17 protein-coding genes and 1 tRNA gene are annotated in these 13,255 nt (G+C 66.4%); 2 read left to right on the forward strand and 16 right to left on the reverse strand.

Annotated elements, in window-relative coordinates:
- Positions 1-44 precede the first annotated feature (44 nt).
- The 5 genes from rplJ to secE form a co-directional block, all read right to left on the reverse strand.
- The gene (gene rplJ, locus J0F76_RS08850) at positions 45-560 is read right to left on the reverse strand and encodes a 50S ribosomal protein L10 (RefSeq protein ID WP_207468146.1); all 516 of its coding nucleotides are present in this window, start codon (positions 558-560) and stop codon (positions 45-47) included.
- Positions 561-776: 216 nt separating this feature from the next.
- Positions 777-1,475, reverse strand: a complete 699-nt coding sequence (rplA, locus tag J0F76_RS08855; protein ID WP_207468149.1) for a 50S ribosomal protein L1 — start codon at positions 1,473-1,475, stop codon at positions 777-779.
- A 3-nt stretch (positions 1,476-1,478) separates the two neighbouring features.
- Positions 1,479-1,931, reverse strand: coding sequence for a 50S ribosomal protein L11 (gene rplK, locus J0F76_RS08860; RefSeq protein WP_207468151.1), 453 nt, complete (start codon positions 1,929-1,931; stop codon positions 1,479-1,481).
- Positions 1,932-2,005: 74 nt separating this feature from the next.
- Positions 2,006-2,542 carry a transcription termination/antitermination protein NusG gene (nusG, locus tag J0F76_RS08865; RefSeq protein WP_207468154.1) on the reverse strand — a complete coding sequence of 179 codons (537 nt, stop codon included), beginning with the start codon at positions 2,540-2,542 and terminating at the stop codon, positions 2,006-2,008.
- 173 nt (positions 2,543-2,715) lie between these two features.
- Complete coding sequence (gene secE, locus J0F76_RS08870; protein WP_207468156.1) at positions 2,716-2,910, reverse strand: preprotein translocase subunit SecE; 195 nt, start codon at positions 2,908-2,910, stop codon at positions 2,716-2,718.
- 172 nt (positions 2,911-3,082) lie between these two features.
- Here secE and J0F76_RS08875 point away from each other — a divergent pair, with 172 nt between their 5' ends.
- The gene (locus J0F76_RS08875) at positions 3,083-4,213 is read left to right on the forward strand and encodes an HPP family protein (protein ID WP_207468241.1); all 1,131 of its coding nucleotides are present in this window, start codon (positions 3,083-3,085) and stop codon (positions 4,211-4,213) included.
- A gap of 12 nt (positions 4,214-4,225) precedes the next feature.
- Here the strand turns inward: J0F76_RS08875 and J0F76_RS08880 are convergent.
- From J0F76_RS08880 to J0F76_RS08895, 4 genes are all read right to left on the reverse strand, one after another.
- Positions 4,226-4,301, reverse strand: a tRNA-Trp gene (locus J0F76_RS08880).
- Between the two features lie 56 nt (positions 4,302-4,357).
- Complete coding sequence (locus J0F76_RS08885; protein WP_207468158.1) at positions 4,358-4,753, reverse strand: acyl-CoA thioesterase; 396 nt, start codon at positions 4,751-4,753, stop codon at positions 4,358-4,360.
- A gap of 61 nt (positions 4,754-4,814) precedes the next feature.
- A complete protein-coding gene (locus tag J0F76_RS08890) occupies positions 4,815-5,363 on the reverse strand; it encodes an outer membrane protein (RefSeq protein ID WP_207468160.1) in 549 nt (182 codons plus the stop codon).
- 104 nt (positions 5,364-5,467) lie between these two features.
- Entirely contained in the window at positions 5,468-7,324 is a 1,857-nt protein-coding gene (locus J0F76_RS08895; RefSeq protein ID WP_207468162.1) for an ABC transporter ATP-binding protein, read from the reverse strand.
- A 162-nt stretch (positions 7,325-7,486) separates the two neighbouring features.
- On the opposite strand from J0F76_RS08895, the gene J0F76_RS08900 reads away from it, so the two are divergent.
- Positions 7,487-7,990, forward strand: a complete 504-nt coding sequence (locus tag J0F76_RS08900; protein WP_207468164.1) for a ferritin-like domain-containing protein — start codon at positions 7,487-7,489, stop codon at positions 7,988-7,990.
- Positions 7,991-8,027: 37 nt separating this feature from the next.
- On the opposite strand, the gene J0F76_RS08905 is transcribed toward J0F76_RS08900, so the two are convergent.
- The 7 genes from J0F76_RS08905 to tuf form a co-directional block, all read right to left on the reverse strand.
- Positions 8,028-8,441, reverse strand: a complete 414-nt coding sequence (locus J0F76_RS08905; protein ID WP_207468166.1) for a GFA family protein — start codon at positions 8,439-8,441, stop codon at positions 8,028-8,030.
- A complete protein-coding gene (locus J0F76_RS08910; protein ID WP_207468168.1) occupies positions 8,438-8,812 on the reverse strand; it encodes a VOC family protein in 375 nt (124 codons plus the stop codon). Before J0F76_RS08910 ends, J0F76_RS08905 begins: the two co-directional genes overlap by 4 nt.
- Positions 8,813-8,888: 76 nt before the next feature.
- The gene (locus J0F76_RS08915) at positions 8,889-10,463 is read right to left on the reverse strand and encodes a GMC family oxidoreductase (protein WP_207468170.1); all 1,575 of its coding nucleotides are present in this window, start codon (positions 10,461-10,463) and stop codon (positions 8,889-8,891) included.
- A gap of 15 nt (positions 10,464-10,478) precedes the next feature.
- Positions 10,479-11,000, reverse strand: a complete 522-nt coding sequence (locus tag J0F76_RS08920; RefSeq protein WP_207468172.1) for a Twin-arginine translocation pathway signal — start codon at positions 10,998-11,000, stop codon at positions 10,479-10,481.
- 57 nt (positions 11,001-11,057) lie between these two features.
- The gene (locus tag J0F76_RS08925; RefSeq protein WP_207468174.1) at positions 11,058-11,453 is read right to left on the reverse strand and encodes a VOC family protein; all 396 of its coding nucleotides are present in this window, start codon (positions 11,451-11,453) and stop codon (positions 11,058-11,060) included.
- A 95-nt stretch (positions 11,454-11,548) separates the two neighbouring features.
- On the reverse strand, positions 11,549-11,839 hold the full coding sequence (locus tag J0F76_RS08930; RefSeq protein ID WP_207468243.1) for a ribbon-helix-helix domain-containing protein: 291 nt from the start codon (positions 11,837-11,839) through the stop codon (positions 11,549-11,551).
- Positions 11,840-11,975: 136 nt separating this feature from the next.
- Entirely contained in the window at positions 11,976-13,151 is a 1,176-nt protein-coding gene (gene tuf, locus J0F76_RS08935; protein ID WP_207468176.1) for an elongation factor Tu, read from the reverse strand.
- Between the last annotated feature and the right edge of the window lie 104 nt (positions 13,152-13,255).

Genomic DNA, 13,255 nt, shown 5'->3' on the forward strand with positions numbered 1-13,255 from the left:
GGGTTCCAACGTCGGGTTTTCAACCACACGCGGGGATTGGTTGCTTACGCAGCCTCACGTTCCTCAAGGGTCGTGAGGATGCTCGCGATGTTCGAGGCAGGCGCGCCAATGGCACCGGCGATGCTGGAAGCAGGCGCACCGAGGCAGGACACGATCTGAGCGATAAGCTCTTCACGCGACGGCATCGAGGCGACGGCTTTCACACCGGCCGGGTCCAGGGCCGAGTCACCCATTGCACCGCCCAGGATCACGAAGCGTTCGTTGTCCTTGGCGTACTTGTCGGCGATCCGGGCAGCAGCCGTCGGATCTTCCGAATAGGTGATCACGGTCATGCCCGTCAGGTAGTCGGCGATGCTTGCGCAAGGCTTACCTTCCAGGGCGATCTTGGCGAGCTTGTTCTTGGCCACGCGAACCGAACCGCCGGCTTCGCGCATGCGCGAGCGGAGGTCCTGCATATGTGCAACCGTCATCCCCTCGTAGTGGGCAACCACCACGACGCCAGAGCTTTCAAAGATCTGGCCGAGTTCTTCGACCACCTGTTCTTTTTGTGCTCTATCCACGGTTTCACTCCAAGTTGGGGGTTTCCCCCCGGCTCTCACTTTCCCGCCCCGAAGGGCAGGTCGGGTCCGTCTAGGGCAAGATCACCCGAAGGAGTCCTTCGGAAAAATGCTTCCCCATCTCAGGAAGGACATTAAGCCGGTTTCCCGGCACCCTCCGTCTCGGACAGGACGGGGCGGCATTTCGCCCCGCCATTCCCGGCTTTCACCGGAAAATTCTCAGTTGGCCGTTGCCGAGGCCACGTCCACCGACACGCCCGGCCCCATGGTCGAGCTGATCGAGACCTTCTTCATGTAGGTCCCTTTCGCGCCCGAGGGCTTGGCACGGCTGACCGCGTCCACGAATGCGCGCAGGTTCAGGGCCAGCTTGTCGGCATCGAACGACACCTTGCCGATGCCGGCATGGACGACGCCCGCCTTCTCGGCCTTGAACTGGACCTCGCCGCCCTTGGCGGCTTCCACGGCGCCCTTCACGTCAACCGTCACGGTGCCGACCTTGGGGTTCGGCATCAGGTTGCGCGGGCCGAGGATCTTGCCCAGGCGGCCGACCAGCGGCATCATGTCCGGCGTCGCGATGCAACGGTCGAACTCGATCTTGCCGGACTGGATGGTCTCCATCAGGTCCTCGGCGCCGACGATATCCGCACCGGCGGCCTTGGCTTCGTCAGCCTTGGGACCGCGGGCGAAGACGGCGACGCGGACGTCCTTGCCGGTGCCGGCGGGCAGCGTCACGACGCCACGGACCATCTGGTCGGCGTGGCGCGGATCGACGCCCAGGTTCAGCGCGATCTCGACCGTCTCGTCGAACTTGGCGGACGCCGCGCCCTTCAGCAGGGTGATCGCGTCCTCGACGGTCAGGTTGGCCTTGCCTTCGAACTGCGCGCGGGCGGCGGCTTTTTTCTTGGAAATCTTCGCCATGGCTTAGCCTTTCACCTCGATACCGATCGACCGGGCAGAGCCGAGGATGATCTTCATGGCCTGATCGACGTCATTGGCCGACAGGTCCTTCATCTTGGCTTCCGCGATCTCGCGCACCTGCCTGACGGTCACGGAACCGGCGACCGTGCGGCCCGGCTTGTCCGAACCCTTGGCGCGGTTGCGCTTGCCGACCGGCTTCAGGCCTGCGGCCTTCTTCAGCAGGAAGGACGCGGGCGCGGTCTTCGTCTCGAAGCTGAACGACTTGTCGGCGTAATAGGTGATCACGACGGGAACGGGCGAACCCTGTTCCATTTCCTGCGTGCGAGCGTTGAACTCCTTGCAGAATGCCATGATGTTGATGCCGCGCTGACCCAGAGCCGGGCCGACGGGGGGCGACGGGTTGGCTTGACCCGCCTTGATTTGCAGCTTGAGGCTGCCGACAACTTTCTTGGCCATAGGGCCTTCTCCTTATCATCACGCCTGCGATGCAGGCCGACTTAGCGGTGCGGCTTCCAGCCTCCCGCAGACGATCACGAGGCCTTGGAAACCTGCGTGAATTCCAGTTCGACCGGCGTGGGCCGGCCGAAGATCGACACCGTGACCTTCAGGCGGGACGAGATCTCGTCCACCTCCTCGACCATGCCCGAGAAGCCGTCGAACGGCCCGTCGGTCACGTTGACCTTCTCGCCGATCTCGAAGCGGATCAGGTTGCGCGGGGCCACGGCCTCGCCCGTTCCGCTGCGGTTCAGCATCGCGTTCACTTCGTCGTCGCGCATGGGCATCGGCTTGCCATGCGCGCCGAGGAACCCGGTGACCCGGTTGATCGAGTTCACCAAGTGGTAGGTCCGGTCCGACATGTCCATGTGGACCAGCACATAGCCCGGCATGAAGCGGCGCTCTGACGTCACCTTCTTGCCGCGACGGATCTCGATCACTTCCTCGGTCGGGACCAGCACCTCGTCGATCTGTTCTTCCAGGCCCTTCTCGGCGACGGCCTGCCGGATCGCCTCGGCGACCTTCTTCTCGAAGTTCGACAGGACGCTGACCGAATACCAACGCTTTGCCATGTTCCGATCGACCCCTGTTCCGTCAAAAGGGAATCACCCCAGATGCCGGGCAATCCCATGAATTCCAATGCGTCCGCCAAAATTGAAATCGGCGCGCATGCGGATTCGATGCACGCCGCCTGTCGGACAGTCGGGGGCAAATACCCCCCTTTGACCCAAAATGCAAGCCCCGATCAGTTGCTGATCAGGCTCAGCCCCTCGGTGATGCCGAAGCGGATGGCAAGGTCCACCAGCGAAAAGAACACGCTGAACAGCGCGGCCAGGATCAGCACCATGATGGTGGTCGTGATCACCTCGCGGCGCGTCGGCCAGGAGATCTTGGCAGCCTCGGCGCGGACCTGGTTGATGAACTGGACGGGATTGGCCACGGCAGGCTCCTTGAACTTTGCAGCGCGGGATGTAGCGCGCCCGGCCTTGCAGTTCAAGCTTTACGCGCCAAAGGTCCCGGACCGGCATCCGACGTCTTGCGCGCCTGCCGGCATATTCCTAGGGATCGCCTCGCAACCGAAAGGGGAACTTGCCGTGCGACGCCTTGTCGAAATGGCCGGCCATCCGCGTCTCCGCGCGCTTGGCCCGTCCACAGCCGCCATTCCTGCGACCGAGGCGCTGCGGGCGGGCGCCGGCGCGATCATCGGCCTTGCCGCGGCGGCGGGCCTTGCCATCGTCATCGCGCCGGAATTTTGGTTGGGGATCTATCTGATCGCGCCCTTCGGGGCGACATCGGTGCTGATCTTCGCCGCCCCGAACAGCCCCCTGGCACAGCCCTGGCCCGCCATCGTCGGCAACACGATGTCGGCCCTGGTGGCGCTGCTGATCTGCCGTCTGACGACCAACCCGCTGATCGCGGTGCCGGCCTCGGTCGGGGTGGCGATCATGGCCATGGCGCTTTGCCGGGCGACGCATCCGCCGGGCGGGGCCGTGGCGATGACGGTGGCCATCGGCGCCGACAAGATCGCCCCGCTGGGCCTGGGCTTCGCCTTCCTGCCCGTCATGGTCGGGACCACCCTTCTGGTGGGGATCGCCGTGCTTTACGCCCATGCGACCGGGCGGCGCTATCCGTTCCGCCAGTTCGGCGAGCCGAACCCCAACGGCACCGCCGATCCCGCCCCGCCCGAGCGCCTCGGCCTGACCGAGGACGAGCTGTCGCGGATTCTCGTGCGCTACAACCAGTCCCTGAACCTCGGGGTCGAGGATCTGGCCCGCCTGCTTGCCGCGGCCGAGATGCAGGCCGCAAGCCACCGCACCAAGGCACAGACCACCCGCGACATCATGTCCCGCGACCTGGTGACGGTGGCGCCGGACACCCCCCTGCTGGAGGTCGCCGCGCTTTTCTCGCGCCACGGCTTCACTTCGCTGCCGGTCGTAGGGCCGGACGGCCGCTATCTGGGCGTGATCTTCCAGTTGCACCTGATCGCACGGACCCATGCCCAGTTTCGCCCCGACGGCAGGCTGTCGCGCGCGGGCGGCGACCTGCGCGCCGCCGATGTCATGGGAACCCGCCTGCCCACGGCCCGGCCCGATACGCCGATCGCCGCCCTGCTGCCGCAGCTTGCCTCAAGCGACACGGACGCGGTGCCCGTGCTGGAGGACGGTCGCATCGTCGGCATCGTCACGCGGACGGATCTGGTTGCGGCCCTGGCTCGCGAAAGCCTGCGACGTGACGACGATTGATGTGCGGAAGACTGGCAGGGGTTGGGGGACTCGAACCCACGACCCTCGGTTTTGGAGACCGATGCTCTACCAACTGAGCTAAACCCCTGCAGTGCGGCCCTGATAGGATTTGCGAAAGGTCGCGTCAAGCGGGGAAACGCAGGATCAGGCCTGCCTGATCGGCCGCGCCGCCCCGTCTTCGTCCAGGGCGACGAAGGTGAAGGTCGCCTCGGTCACCTGCTCGCCGCTGTCGCGGTCGCGCTCGCGGCGCCATGCCTCGACATGGATGCGCATGGAGGTGCGCCCGACATGGACCAGCTCGGCGTAAAGCGACACCTCGTCGCCGACCTTGACGGGACGGTGGAACTTCATTCCCTCGACCGCGATGGTGGCGCTGCGGCCCCGCGCGGTCAGGGCCGCGACCGATCCGGCGGCAAGGTCCATCTGGCTCATCAGCCAGCCGCCGAAGATGTCGCCCGCCGGGTTGGTGTCGGCCGGCATGGCGATGGTGCGGATCGTGGGGCTGGGGGGCGGCTGCGTGGCCGGCTGTGTCTGGCTCATGGCGTTCCCTTGCTGGACTGGTGCCGCCAATAGGTCACGCCCGCCGCCCTGCGGCAAGCCGTCAGAATCGCCAGGACGCCCGCGCGTTGACAAGCTCAAGTTCCAGATCGTAGCCGCTGAAGCCGGTCTCGTCCTCCAGCACGTCCTCGAACTCGTGGTAGGTGTATTCGATGCCGACGGTGAAGCGGTCCGTCACCTTCCAGTCGCCCCCGACGCCGAACATGGGGGCCGCTTCGGTCACGCCGTCGCCCGACAGGCGCGCGGCGCCGATCACCAGATAGGGCTGGTATCGCCCCAGATCGACACCCGCCTTGCCCTTGATGCGGATCAGGTCGGCATTGCCGCCCCGGAAGCGGTTGACGTCGGCCTCGGCACCCAGGACATGCGGGCCGAAATCATGGGTATAGCCCGCGTGAAGACCCCAGGTCTCGGTGCTGCCCGACTGGAACGTGCGGCCCCGGTAATCGAGGGCGTTCGTCATATGGCCCACCTGGACCCCCGCATGAAAACCGCCCCAGTCGGACCCGCCGGCCGCAAGGGATGGGACCGTGTCGCCTGCAAGGGCGGGTTGCGCCGCAAGGGCGCCAAGCAGAACAAGAAGGTGTTTCATAATGCATTCCAGAAGACTGGTCCGCCCTTAGCACGCCAGCGACAGCCGCCGACACGGCTTCGCACGCATCGGATGCGGCTGTGGCAGCCGCGCCACGGTCCCCGTCACGGGGTCGCGTCGTCGTCCACCAGAAACCCGCCCGACTGCCGCGCCCAGAGCCGCGCGTAAAGGCCGCCCTTGGCCAGCAGCTCGGCATGGCTGCCTTGCTCGATGATGCGGCCCGCATCCATCACGATCAGGCGGTCCATGGCGGCAATGGTGGACAGCCGGTGGGCGATGGCGATCACCGTCTTGCCCGCCATCAGCGCGTCAAGGCGCGACTGGATCGCGGCCTCGGCCTCGCTGTCCAGGGCACTCGTCGCCTCGTCCAGGATCAGGATCGGCGCGTCCTTCAGCGCCACCCGTGCGATGGCGATGCGCTGGCGCTGCCCGCCCGACAGCTTGACCCCGCGTTCGCCAACATGCGCATCCAGCCCCCGCCGCCCGCTGCTGTCGGAGAGATTCGGCACGAAGTCCTGCGCCTCGGCCATGCGCAGGGCGGCGGCGATCTGCTCCTCGGTCGCGTCGGGGCGGCCATAGGCGATGTTGTCGCGCACCGAGCGGTGCAGAAGCGAGCTGTCCTGCGTGACCACGCCGATGGCCGCGCGCAGGCTGTCCTGCGTGACGCGCGACACGTCCTGCCCGTCGATGGTGATGCGGCCCCCTTCGATATCGTGGAAGCGCAAGAGCAGGTTGATCAGCGTCGATTTGCCCGCGCCCGACCGGCCCACCAACCCGACCCGTTCGCCCGACGCGACATGCAGCGTCAGGTCGTCCAGGACGGCCATCGGACGCGCGCCCTCGACCCCGCGATAGCGGAAGGTGACGTTGTCGAAGCTGACCGCGCCCGGCCCCCGGACCAGCGGCCTGGCATCGGGGGCGTCGCGCACCTCTCGGGGCAGGGCAAGGCTGGCGATGCCGTCGCGAACCGTGCCGATATTCTCGAACAAGGCCGCGAATTCCCACATGATCCAATGGGCCATGTTGTTCAGCCGCAACGCCAGCGGCACGGCAACGGCAACCGCGCCCACCTCGATCAGGCCGCCCGACCACAGCCACAGCCCCGTCCCCGCGACCGAGGCGACCAAGGCCACGTTGATCGTGTTCAGGGCGATGTCCTGGATCGAGGACAGGCGCATCTGCGTATGGACCGTGCGCAGGAAGGCATCCATCCCCTCGCGCATCCAGCTTTCCTCGCGCGAGGAATGCGAGAACAGCTTGACGGTGGCGATGTTGGTATAGCTGTCAACGACCCGGCCGGTCATCTGCGCCCGCGCGTCCGCCTGCGCCTCGGCGACGCGGCCCAGGCGCGGGACGATCTGCCACAGCATCACGCCATAGGCCGCGGCCCAGGCCACGAAGGGCAAGGCCAGCCGCCAGTCCTGGCTGGCCGCCAGGATCAGCGCGCCCATGAAGTAGATCACCACGTAGCTGCCGACATCCATGGCCTTCATCGCGACCTCGCGCACGGCAAGCGCCGTCTGCATCAGCCGCTGGGCGATCCGGCCCGCGAACTCGTCCTGGAAATAGCCGACCGACTGGCGCAGCAGGTAACGATGCGCCCGCCACCGGATGCGCTGCGGGAAATTGCCCATCAGTCCCTGGTAAAGGACCAGCGACGCCACCAGGTGCAGCACGGGCAGCAGCACCAGCAGCACGGCGGCCATGAAGGCCAGCCGCCCGCCCTGGGCAGCCCAGAACTGGTCGCGCGGAACCTGCGACAACTGGTCGATCAGTTCCCCGAGCCAGCCGAACAGCACGACCTCGACGATCGCGATCAGCGCCGAGGTGACGGCCACCAGCACAAGCCAGGGGATCGCGCCCTGGCTGTAATACAGGACAAAGCGGACCAGCGACCGGGGCGGCATGTCCGGCGTCTCGGTCGGGTAAGGGTCGATGCGTCGTTCGAACCACGAGAACATGGTGTCACCGGAATGTCGTGAACGGGATCAGGCAGGGGTGCGCTTGCTGGACCTTCGGGCGGCGCCTGTCAAGGCCGCCCGCATCGTGCAGCGGCGCGGGAACGATGCGACAGGCCGCACGTTCAGCCGATGACGCAGCCTGCCAGCGAAAGGATACGCATCATGGCGATCAAGAACCTGAACGATCTCTACCTCGACCAGCTCAAGGACCTGTATTCGGCCTGCAAGCAATCCATGCCCATCGTGACCGAGATGGGCCGCGTCGCCAAGTCGCGCGAACTGTCCGAAGCGCTGATCGCCGGCAACCAGGGCATCGCCCGCGGCATGGAAACGCTGGCGCAGATCTGCAGCAGGCACGACACCGACCCCACGGGCGAACATTGCCGGGGCATGGAAGGCCTGGTCGCCGAGGCCCGCAAGCACGCCATCGAGACCGATTTCGGCGACGAGGACACCCAGGACGCGGCGATCATCACCCAGTACCAGCGCCTCACCCACTATGCGATCGCAGGCTATGGCTGCGTGCGGACCTTCGCCAACCGCCTGGGCCATGACGACGACGGCGCGGCGCTGCAGGAATGCCTCGACAGCACGCGCGAGGGAGACGAACACATGACCCGCATCGCCGAGGGCGGGGTGAACCAGGCGGCCGCGGACGGGCAGTGACATCGGGCGCGCCGCGGCAGGGGGCTGCGGCGCAAGCCTACAGGTGCCGCGTCTCGGGTGCCTCGTCCCACCAGGCGTCATGCGCCCCATCGGCATGAAACACCGGCGCGGCGATCAGTTCCGCCTCGGGCACATCATCAAGGGCCGGGATGAAGACCATCGTGAAGCGGCCTCCCATCTCCTCGATATTGCCGGTTGTCCAAAGCCGCGTCCCGCAGCGGCCGCAGAACTTGTGGTGCATGTCCACTCCGTCTGCCTCGGCCCTCGGCGTTTCGCCCAAGGCGTCCGCGCCCCGCAGGACGCGCAACCCGTCCGCATCGGGCAGGCGCATCTCCCAATAGCGCATCTTGCGGCAGAACCGGCAGTTGCAGCGCATGGTGCCGTCCGCCAGGTCGCCATCGGCCTCGAAGGCGACGGCGCCGCAGAAGCAGCTTCCACGATAGGTCTTCATGCCGCGTCCTCCGGCTTGTGGCACACGGCCTCGATGTTGTTGCCGTCGGGGTCGATGACAAAGGCGCCGTAGTAGTCCGGGTGGTACTGCGCCCGCAGCCCCGGCGCGCCGTTGTCCCGCCCCCCGGCTGCAAGCGCGGCCTTGTGGAAGGCGCGGACCGCCGCGCGATCCGGGGCGGCAAAGGCGACGTGGATCGGCTGCGCGCGCCCTGCGGCCGTCAGAGAGAAGACGGGGTGGACGGTGCCGAAGTGCAGCACCTGCCCGCCGCCCTGTTCCTTCAGCACACGGATGCCCAGCGGGGCCAGGGCGGCCTCGTAGAAACGTCGGGCCGCGCCGATGTCAGCGGCCGGGATGCCGATATGGTCGATCATGGCGGAAACCTCCTTGGATCGGCAGCATAGGCCGCCAACCCTGACAGATCATGTCAGCAAAGGTTTCCAGCCAAGGTCAGACGTTGCCGGCCGCCATCTCCCTCGCGATGTGATCCGCCTGCCGAATTGCTAGGGCCACGATGGTCAGCGTCGGGTTTTCCGCCGCCCCCGTGGTGAACTGGCTGCCGTCCGAGACGAACAGGTTGGCGATGTCGTGGCTTTGGCCGTGCTTGTTGACCACCCCGTCCTCGGGCCTGTCCGACATGCGGTTGGTTCCCAGGTTGTGCGTCGAGGGATAGGGCGGCGTCGGCAGGGTGCGCGTCGCGCCCACGGCCTTGTAGATCGCCTGCCCCCGTGCATAGGCGTGGTCGCGCATCGCGATGTCGTTCGGATGGTCGCTGAAGTTGACGTTGGCGACCTTCAGGCCGAACTTGTCGGCGGTGTCCGACAGGGTCACACGGTTGTCGGCCTGGGGCATGTCCTCGCCCACGATCCACATGCCCGCCATGTTCTCGTAGCTGTCGAGCGCTGTCGTGAACTCTCGCCCCCAGGCCCCGGGGTCCAGGAAGGCCGCCATGAAGGGCAGGCCCAGGGATAGCGTTTCCAGCTCGTAGCCGCCGACAAAGCCGCGCGACGGGTCGTGGCGGGCCTCGTCGCGGATGATGCCCGCCATGGTCGTGCCGCGCCACATCTTCACCGGCTGCTCGAAGGTCGCATAGACCGACCCGGTCGTGTGGCGCATGTAGTTGCGCCCCACCTGCCCCGAGCGGTTGGCAAGCCCGTCGGGGAACATGCTGCTGTGCGAGTTCAGCAGCAGGCGCGGGCTTTCAAAGCTGTTGCCCGCAACCGCGACGATGCGCGCCTTCTGCATCTGCAGGTTGCCGTCCTTGTCGAAATACTCGACGCCCGTGACCTTGCCGCTGTCGTCATGCAGGATGCGGGCGACATGGGCGTGGTCGCGGACTTCCAGGTTGCCGGTCGCCTCGCCGCGCGGGATGTCGGTATAGGCGCTGGACCATTTCGCGCCCCACTTGCAGCCCTGGAAGCAGAAGCCGGTCTGCTGGCAGGCCATGCGGTCGTCGTAGTCGGCGCTGTTGATCGCCATGTTGCCGGTGTGGACCTCCTTGTAGCCCACCGCCAGGGCGCCCTTCTCGAACACCTTGAAGTTGTTGTTGCCGGGCAGGCGTGCGCGGCCGCCGACGCCGGTGACGCCCAGCTTGGCCTCGGCCTTGTCGTACCAGGGCGCCATCTCGGCCCCGTCGATGGGCCAGTCCAGCAGGGATGCGCCTTCGACCGCGCCATAGTTCGTCAGCGCCTTCCATTCGTGGTCCTGGAAGCGCAGGGACGCGCCCGCCCAGTGGATGCTGGTGCCGCCCACGGCCTTGACGATCCAGGCGGGAAGGCCGGAAAAGTCCTTGGCCACCCGCCAGTCGCCGCTGGTGGTGCGCGGATCGACCCAGGCCAGCTGGCCGAAGCTGTCCCATTCGTCGTTGACGTAATCCTCGGGCATGTAGCGCCCGCCTGCCTCCAGCGCCACGACCTTAACGCCCTTCTGCGCCAGTTCGTTGGCCAGGACCCCGCCGCCCGCGCCAGTGCCCACGATGACGACCACGCTGTCGTCGGTCAGTTCGAATTTGGCTGCCTTTGCCATGATGGATGTCCTCCCCTACAGCCAGTCGATGTCGTCGAAGCCCCGGGCGATGTAGCCGCCCTGCGAGAAGGACTCGCCCTCGTATCCGAAGATCGGCCAGACCTCCTTCTGGTTATAAAGGCCCGTCACCAGCCCGCCGCGCACTGTCTGGAAGAACGGCGTGTCCTCGATGCCGCGCAGGATGGCGACGCGGTCGGCCTCCCACCCGGCGGCAAGGTAATTGTCGAAGCCCGCCTCTTTCGCGGCGGCATCCAGGGCGGCGATGCCCTCGGCCACCATCTGCTTCTGATCGTCCATGTCGTAGGACTTGACCGCCACCGCATAATGGCGGTCCCCCACGCGGTCGTGCGGATAGATGTCGCGCGCCATCTGCAGCAGCGTCGCCATCTCGTGTTCGCTGATCGCCGTGACCTCGACCGCCCAGGCGGCATCGGGCGCCGCGATGAAGCCCGGCCCGGCGACCGCCAGGGCGCCTGCCGCCACCGCGCGCGACAGCAGCGCGCGCCGGGTCAGCCCCTGCTTGCGTAGTTGGGACATTCTCTCCTCCCCTGTTGTCGTTGCGGCGCGGGGCCCTCCAACCCCGGCGCGGCACCGTTACTTGTAGCGGCCGCCCCGCTGGATCACCTCGATCTGGTATCCGTCGGGATCGGCGATAAAGAAGAACCGCGCGATCACTTCACCCGCCGGGGCGAAGTCGACCAGCTTGCGCGGGGCGTAGCCAAGATCGGTGATGCGCGCATGTTCGGCATCCACGTCATCCACGGTGAAGGCCACATGGCCATAGCCGTCGCCAAGCGCATAGGGTTCGGTCCGGCCCTTGTTGACGGTCAGTTCCAGCTCGACCTCGCTTTCGCCGCTGGACAGGTAGACCAGCGTGAAATCCGGGAAATCCAGCCGCTCGGCCACGGTCAGGCCGAAGCAGCGGTCATAGAATTCGACCGAGCGCGCCTCGTCCAGAACGCGGATCATCGAGTGGACATATTTCGCCATGCCAAGCCTCCGTAGCCTTTTCTTCTCCTCAGGCTAGGAAATCGCCGGCGGGCGCGGGTAGTATCGGATTACTACAGCCGAATTTATTCGCCCGTCTATTCGGCGGCGATCGCCTGGGGGACATGCTGGTCCTCGCCCAGGTGGATCGTGCAGGCGCAGCGCAAAAGCGAGGTGAAGTTCCGCGCCTCGCCATGCAGTTCCAGAACCTCGGCGTGAAGCTTGGAGATGAAGGCGGGGGTCGACACCCCCTCGCGCGCGGCGATGTCGTCCAGGATGTGCCAGAAGGCCCGCTCCAGCCGGATCGAGGTCGATTGCCCGTTCAGCCGCAGCCTGCGGGTGACGGTCTCGTAGCGTTCGGGGTGCTGCCCCGCAAAGATCTGGCACATCAGCTTGATCTCGTCAAAGTCCGGTCGCTCGATCCTGAAGCATATCGCGGCACCGGTCAACGTGACCTTTGCGCCATGGGAAAAGGGCCGCCTTGCGGGGCGGCCCTTTCGTCTGTGTTCCGGCAAGCCGCGGGGCTTACTTCAGGATCTTCGACACCACGCCGGCGCCGACGGTGCGGCCGCCTTCGCGGATGGCGAAGCGCAGCTTTTCCTCCATCGCGATCGGCGCGATCAGCTCGACCTCGAACTTCAGGTTGTCGCCCGGCATCACCATCTCGGTGCCCTCGGGCAGCTTCACCGTCCCGGTCACGTCCGTGGTCCGGAAGTAGAACTGCGGGCGGTAGTTCGCGAAGAACGGCGTGTGGCGGCCGCCTTCCTCCTTGGTCAGGATATAGGCCTCGGCCTCGAAATGCGTGTGCGGCTTGACCGAACCCGGCTTGCACAGCACCTGGCCGCGCTCCACGCCGTCGCGGTCCACGCCGCGCAGCAGCGCGCCGATGTTGTCGCCCGCTTCCCCGCGGTCCAGCAGCTTGCGGAACATCTCGACGCCCGTGCAGGTGGTCTTGCGGGTGTCGCGGATGCCCACGATCTCCAGTTCGTCGCCGACGTTCACCGCGCCGCGCTCGACGCGGCCGGTCACGACCGTGCCGCGGCCCGAGATCGAGAACACGTCCTCGATCGGCATCAGGAACGGCTGGTCGATGGCGCGCTCGGGCGTCGGGATGTAGTCGTCCACCGCCTTGATCAGCGCGCGGATCGAGTTCTCGCCGATCTCGGGATCACGGCCTTCCAGCGCCGCCAGCGCCGATCCCTTGACGATCGGAATGTCGTCGCCCGGATAGTCGTAGGAGGACAGAAGCTCGCGCACCTCCATCTCGACCAGTTCCAGCAGTTCCTCGTCATCGACCTGGTCGACCTTGTTGAGGTAGACGACCATGTAGGGGATGCCCACCTGGCGGCCCAGCAGGATGTGCTCGCGCGTCTGCGGCATCGGGCCGTCGGCGGCGTTCACCACCAGGATCGCGCCGTCCATCTGCGCGGCGCCGGTGATCATGTTCTTCACGTAGTCGGCGTGGCCCGGGCAGTCCACGTGCGCATAGTGGCGCGCTTCCGATTCGTATTCCACATGCGCCGTCGAGATGGTGATCCCGCGCGCGCGCTCTTCCGGGGCGCCGTCGATCTGGTCATAGGCCTTGAATTCACCGAAATACTTCGTGATCGCAGCCGTCAGCGTCGTCTTGCCGTGGTCAACGTGACCAATCGTGCCAATGTTGACGTGCGGTTTCGTCCGTTCAAACTTTGCCTTTGCCATCTACGGCCTCTCCTGATCGCGGGGCATGGCGAGACGGCCCCGAATTTGACGTGCGCCGCGATTTATAAGCCAACCTTGGAAAAATCAAGGGCACCCGCGCGCGC

The organism is Paracoccus fontiphilus, from assembly GCF_017356265.1.
Lineage (GTDB): Bacteria > Pseudomonadota > Alphaproteobacteria > Rhodobacterales > Rhodobacteraceae > Paracoccus > Paracoccus fontiphilus.

Bases quoted from the DNA above. Each gene is read 5' to 3' on its own strand.
- rplA (WP_207468149.1), bottom strand. From the start codon at position 1,475: ATGGCGAAGATTTCCAAGAAAAAAGCCGCCGCCCGCGCGCAGTTCGAA.
- rplK (WP_207468151.1), bottom strand. From the start codon at position 1,931: ATGGCCAAGAAAGTTGTCGGCAGCCTCAAGCTGCAAATCAAGGCGGGT.
- nusG (WP_207468154.1), bottom strand. From the start codon at position 2,542: ATGGCAAAGCGTTGGTATTCGGTCAGCGTCCTGTCGAACTTCGAGAAG.
- J0F76_RS08875 (WP_207468241.1), top strand. From the start codon at position 3,083: ATGGCCGGCCATCCGCGTCTCCGCGCGCTTGGCCCGTCCACAGCCGCC.
- J0F76_RS08885 (WP_207468158.1), bottom strand. From the start codon at position 4,753: ATGAGCCAGACACAGCCGGCCACGCAGCCGCCCCCCAGCCCCACGATC.
- J0F76_RS08890 (WP_207468160.1), bottom strand. From the start codon at position 5,363: ATGAAACACCTTCTTGTTCTGCTTGGCGCCCTTGCGGCGCAACCCGCC.
- J0F76_RS08895 (WP_207468162.1), bottom strand. From the start codon at position 7,324: ATGTTCTCGTGGTTCGAACGACGCATCGACCCTTACCCGACCGAGACG.
- J0F76_RS08900 (WP_207468164.1), top strand. From the start codon at position 7,487: ATGGCGATCAAGAACCTGAACGATCTCTACCTCGACCAGCTCAAGGAC.
- J0F76_RS08905 (WP_207468166.1), bottom strand. From the start codon at position 8,441: ATGAAGACCTATCGTGGAAGCTGCTTCTGCGGCGCCGTCGCCTTCGAG.
- J0F76_RS08910 (WP_207468168.1), bottom strand. From the start codon at position 8,812: ATGATCGACCATATCGGCATCCCGGCCGCTGACATCGGCGCGGCCCGA.
- J0F76_RS08915 (WP_207468170.1), bottom strand. From the start codon at position 10,463: ATGGCAAAGGCAGCCAAATTCGAACTGACCGACGACAGCGTGGTCGTC.
- J0F76_RS08920 (WP_207468172.1), bottom strand. From the start codon at position 11,000: ATGTCCCAACTACGCAAGCAGGGGCTGACCCGGCGCGCGCTGCTGTCG.
- J0F76_RS08925 (WP_207468174.1), bottom strand. From the start codon at position 11,453: ATGGCGAAATATGTCCACTCGATGATCCGCGTTCTGGACGAGGCGCGC.
- J0F76_RS08930 (WP_207468243.1), bottom strand. From the start codon at position 11,839: ATGTGCCAGATCTTTGCGGGGCAGCACCCCGAACGCTACGAGACCGTC.
- tuf (WP_207468176.1), bottom strand. From the start codon at position 13,151: ATGGCAAAGGCAAAGTTTGAACGGACGAAACCGCACGTCAACATTGGC.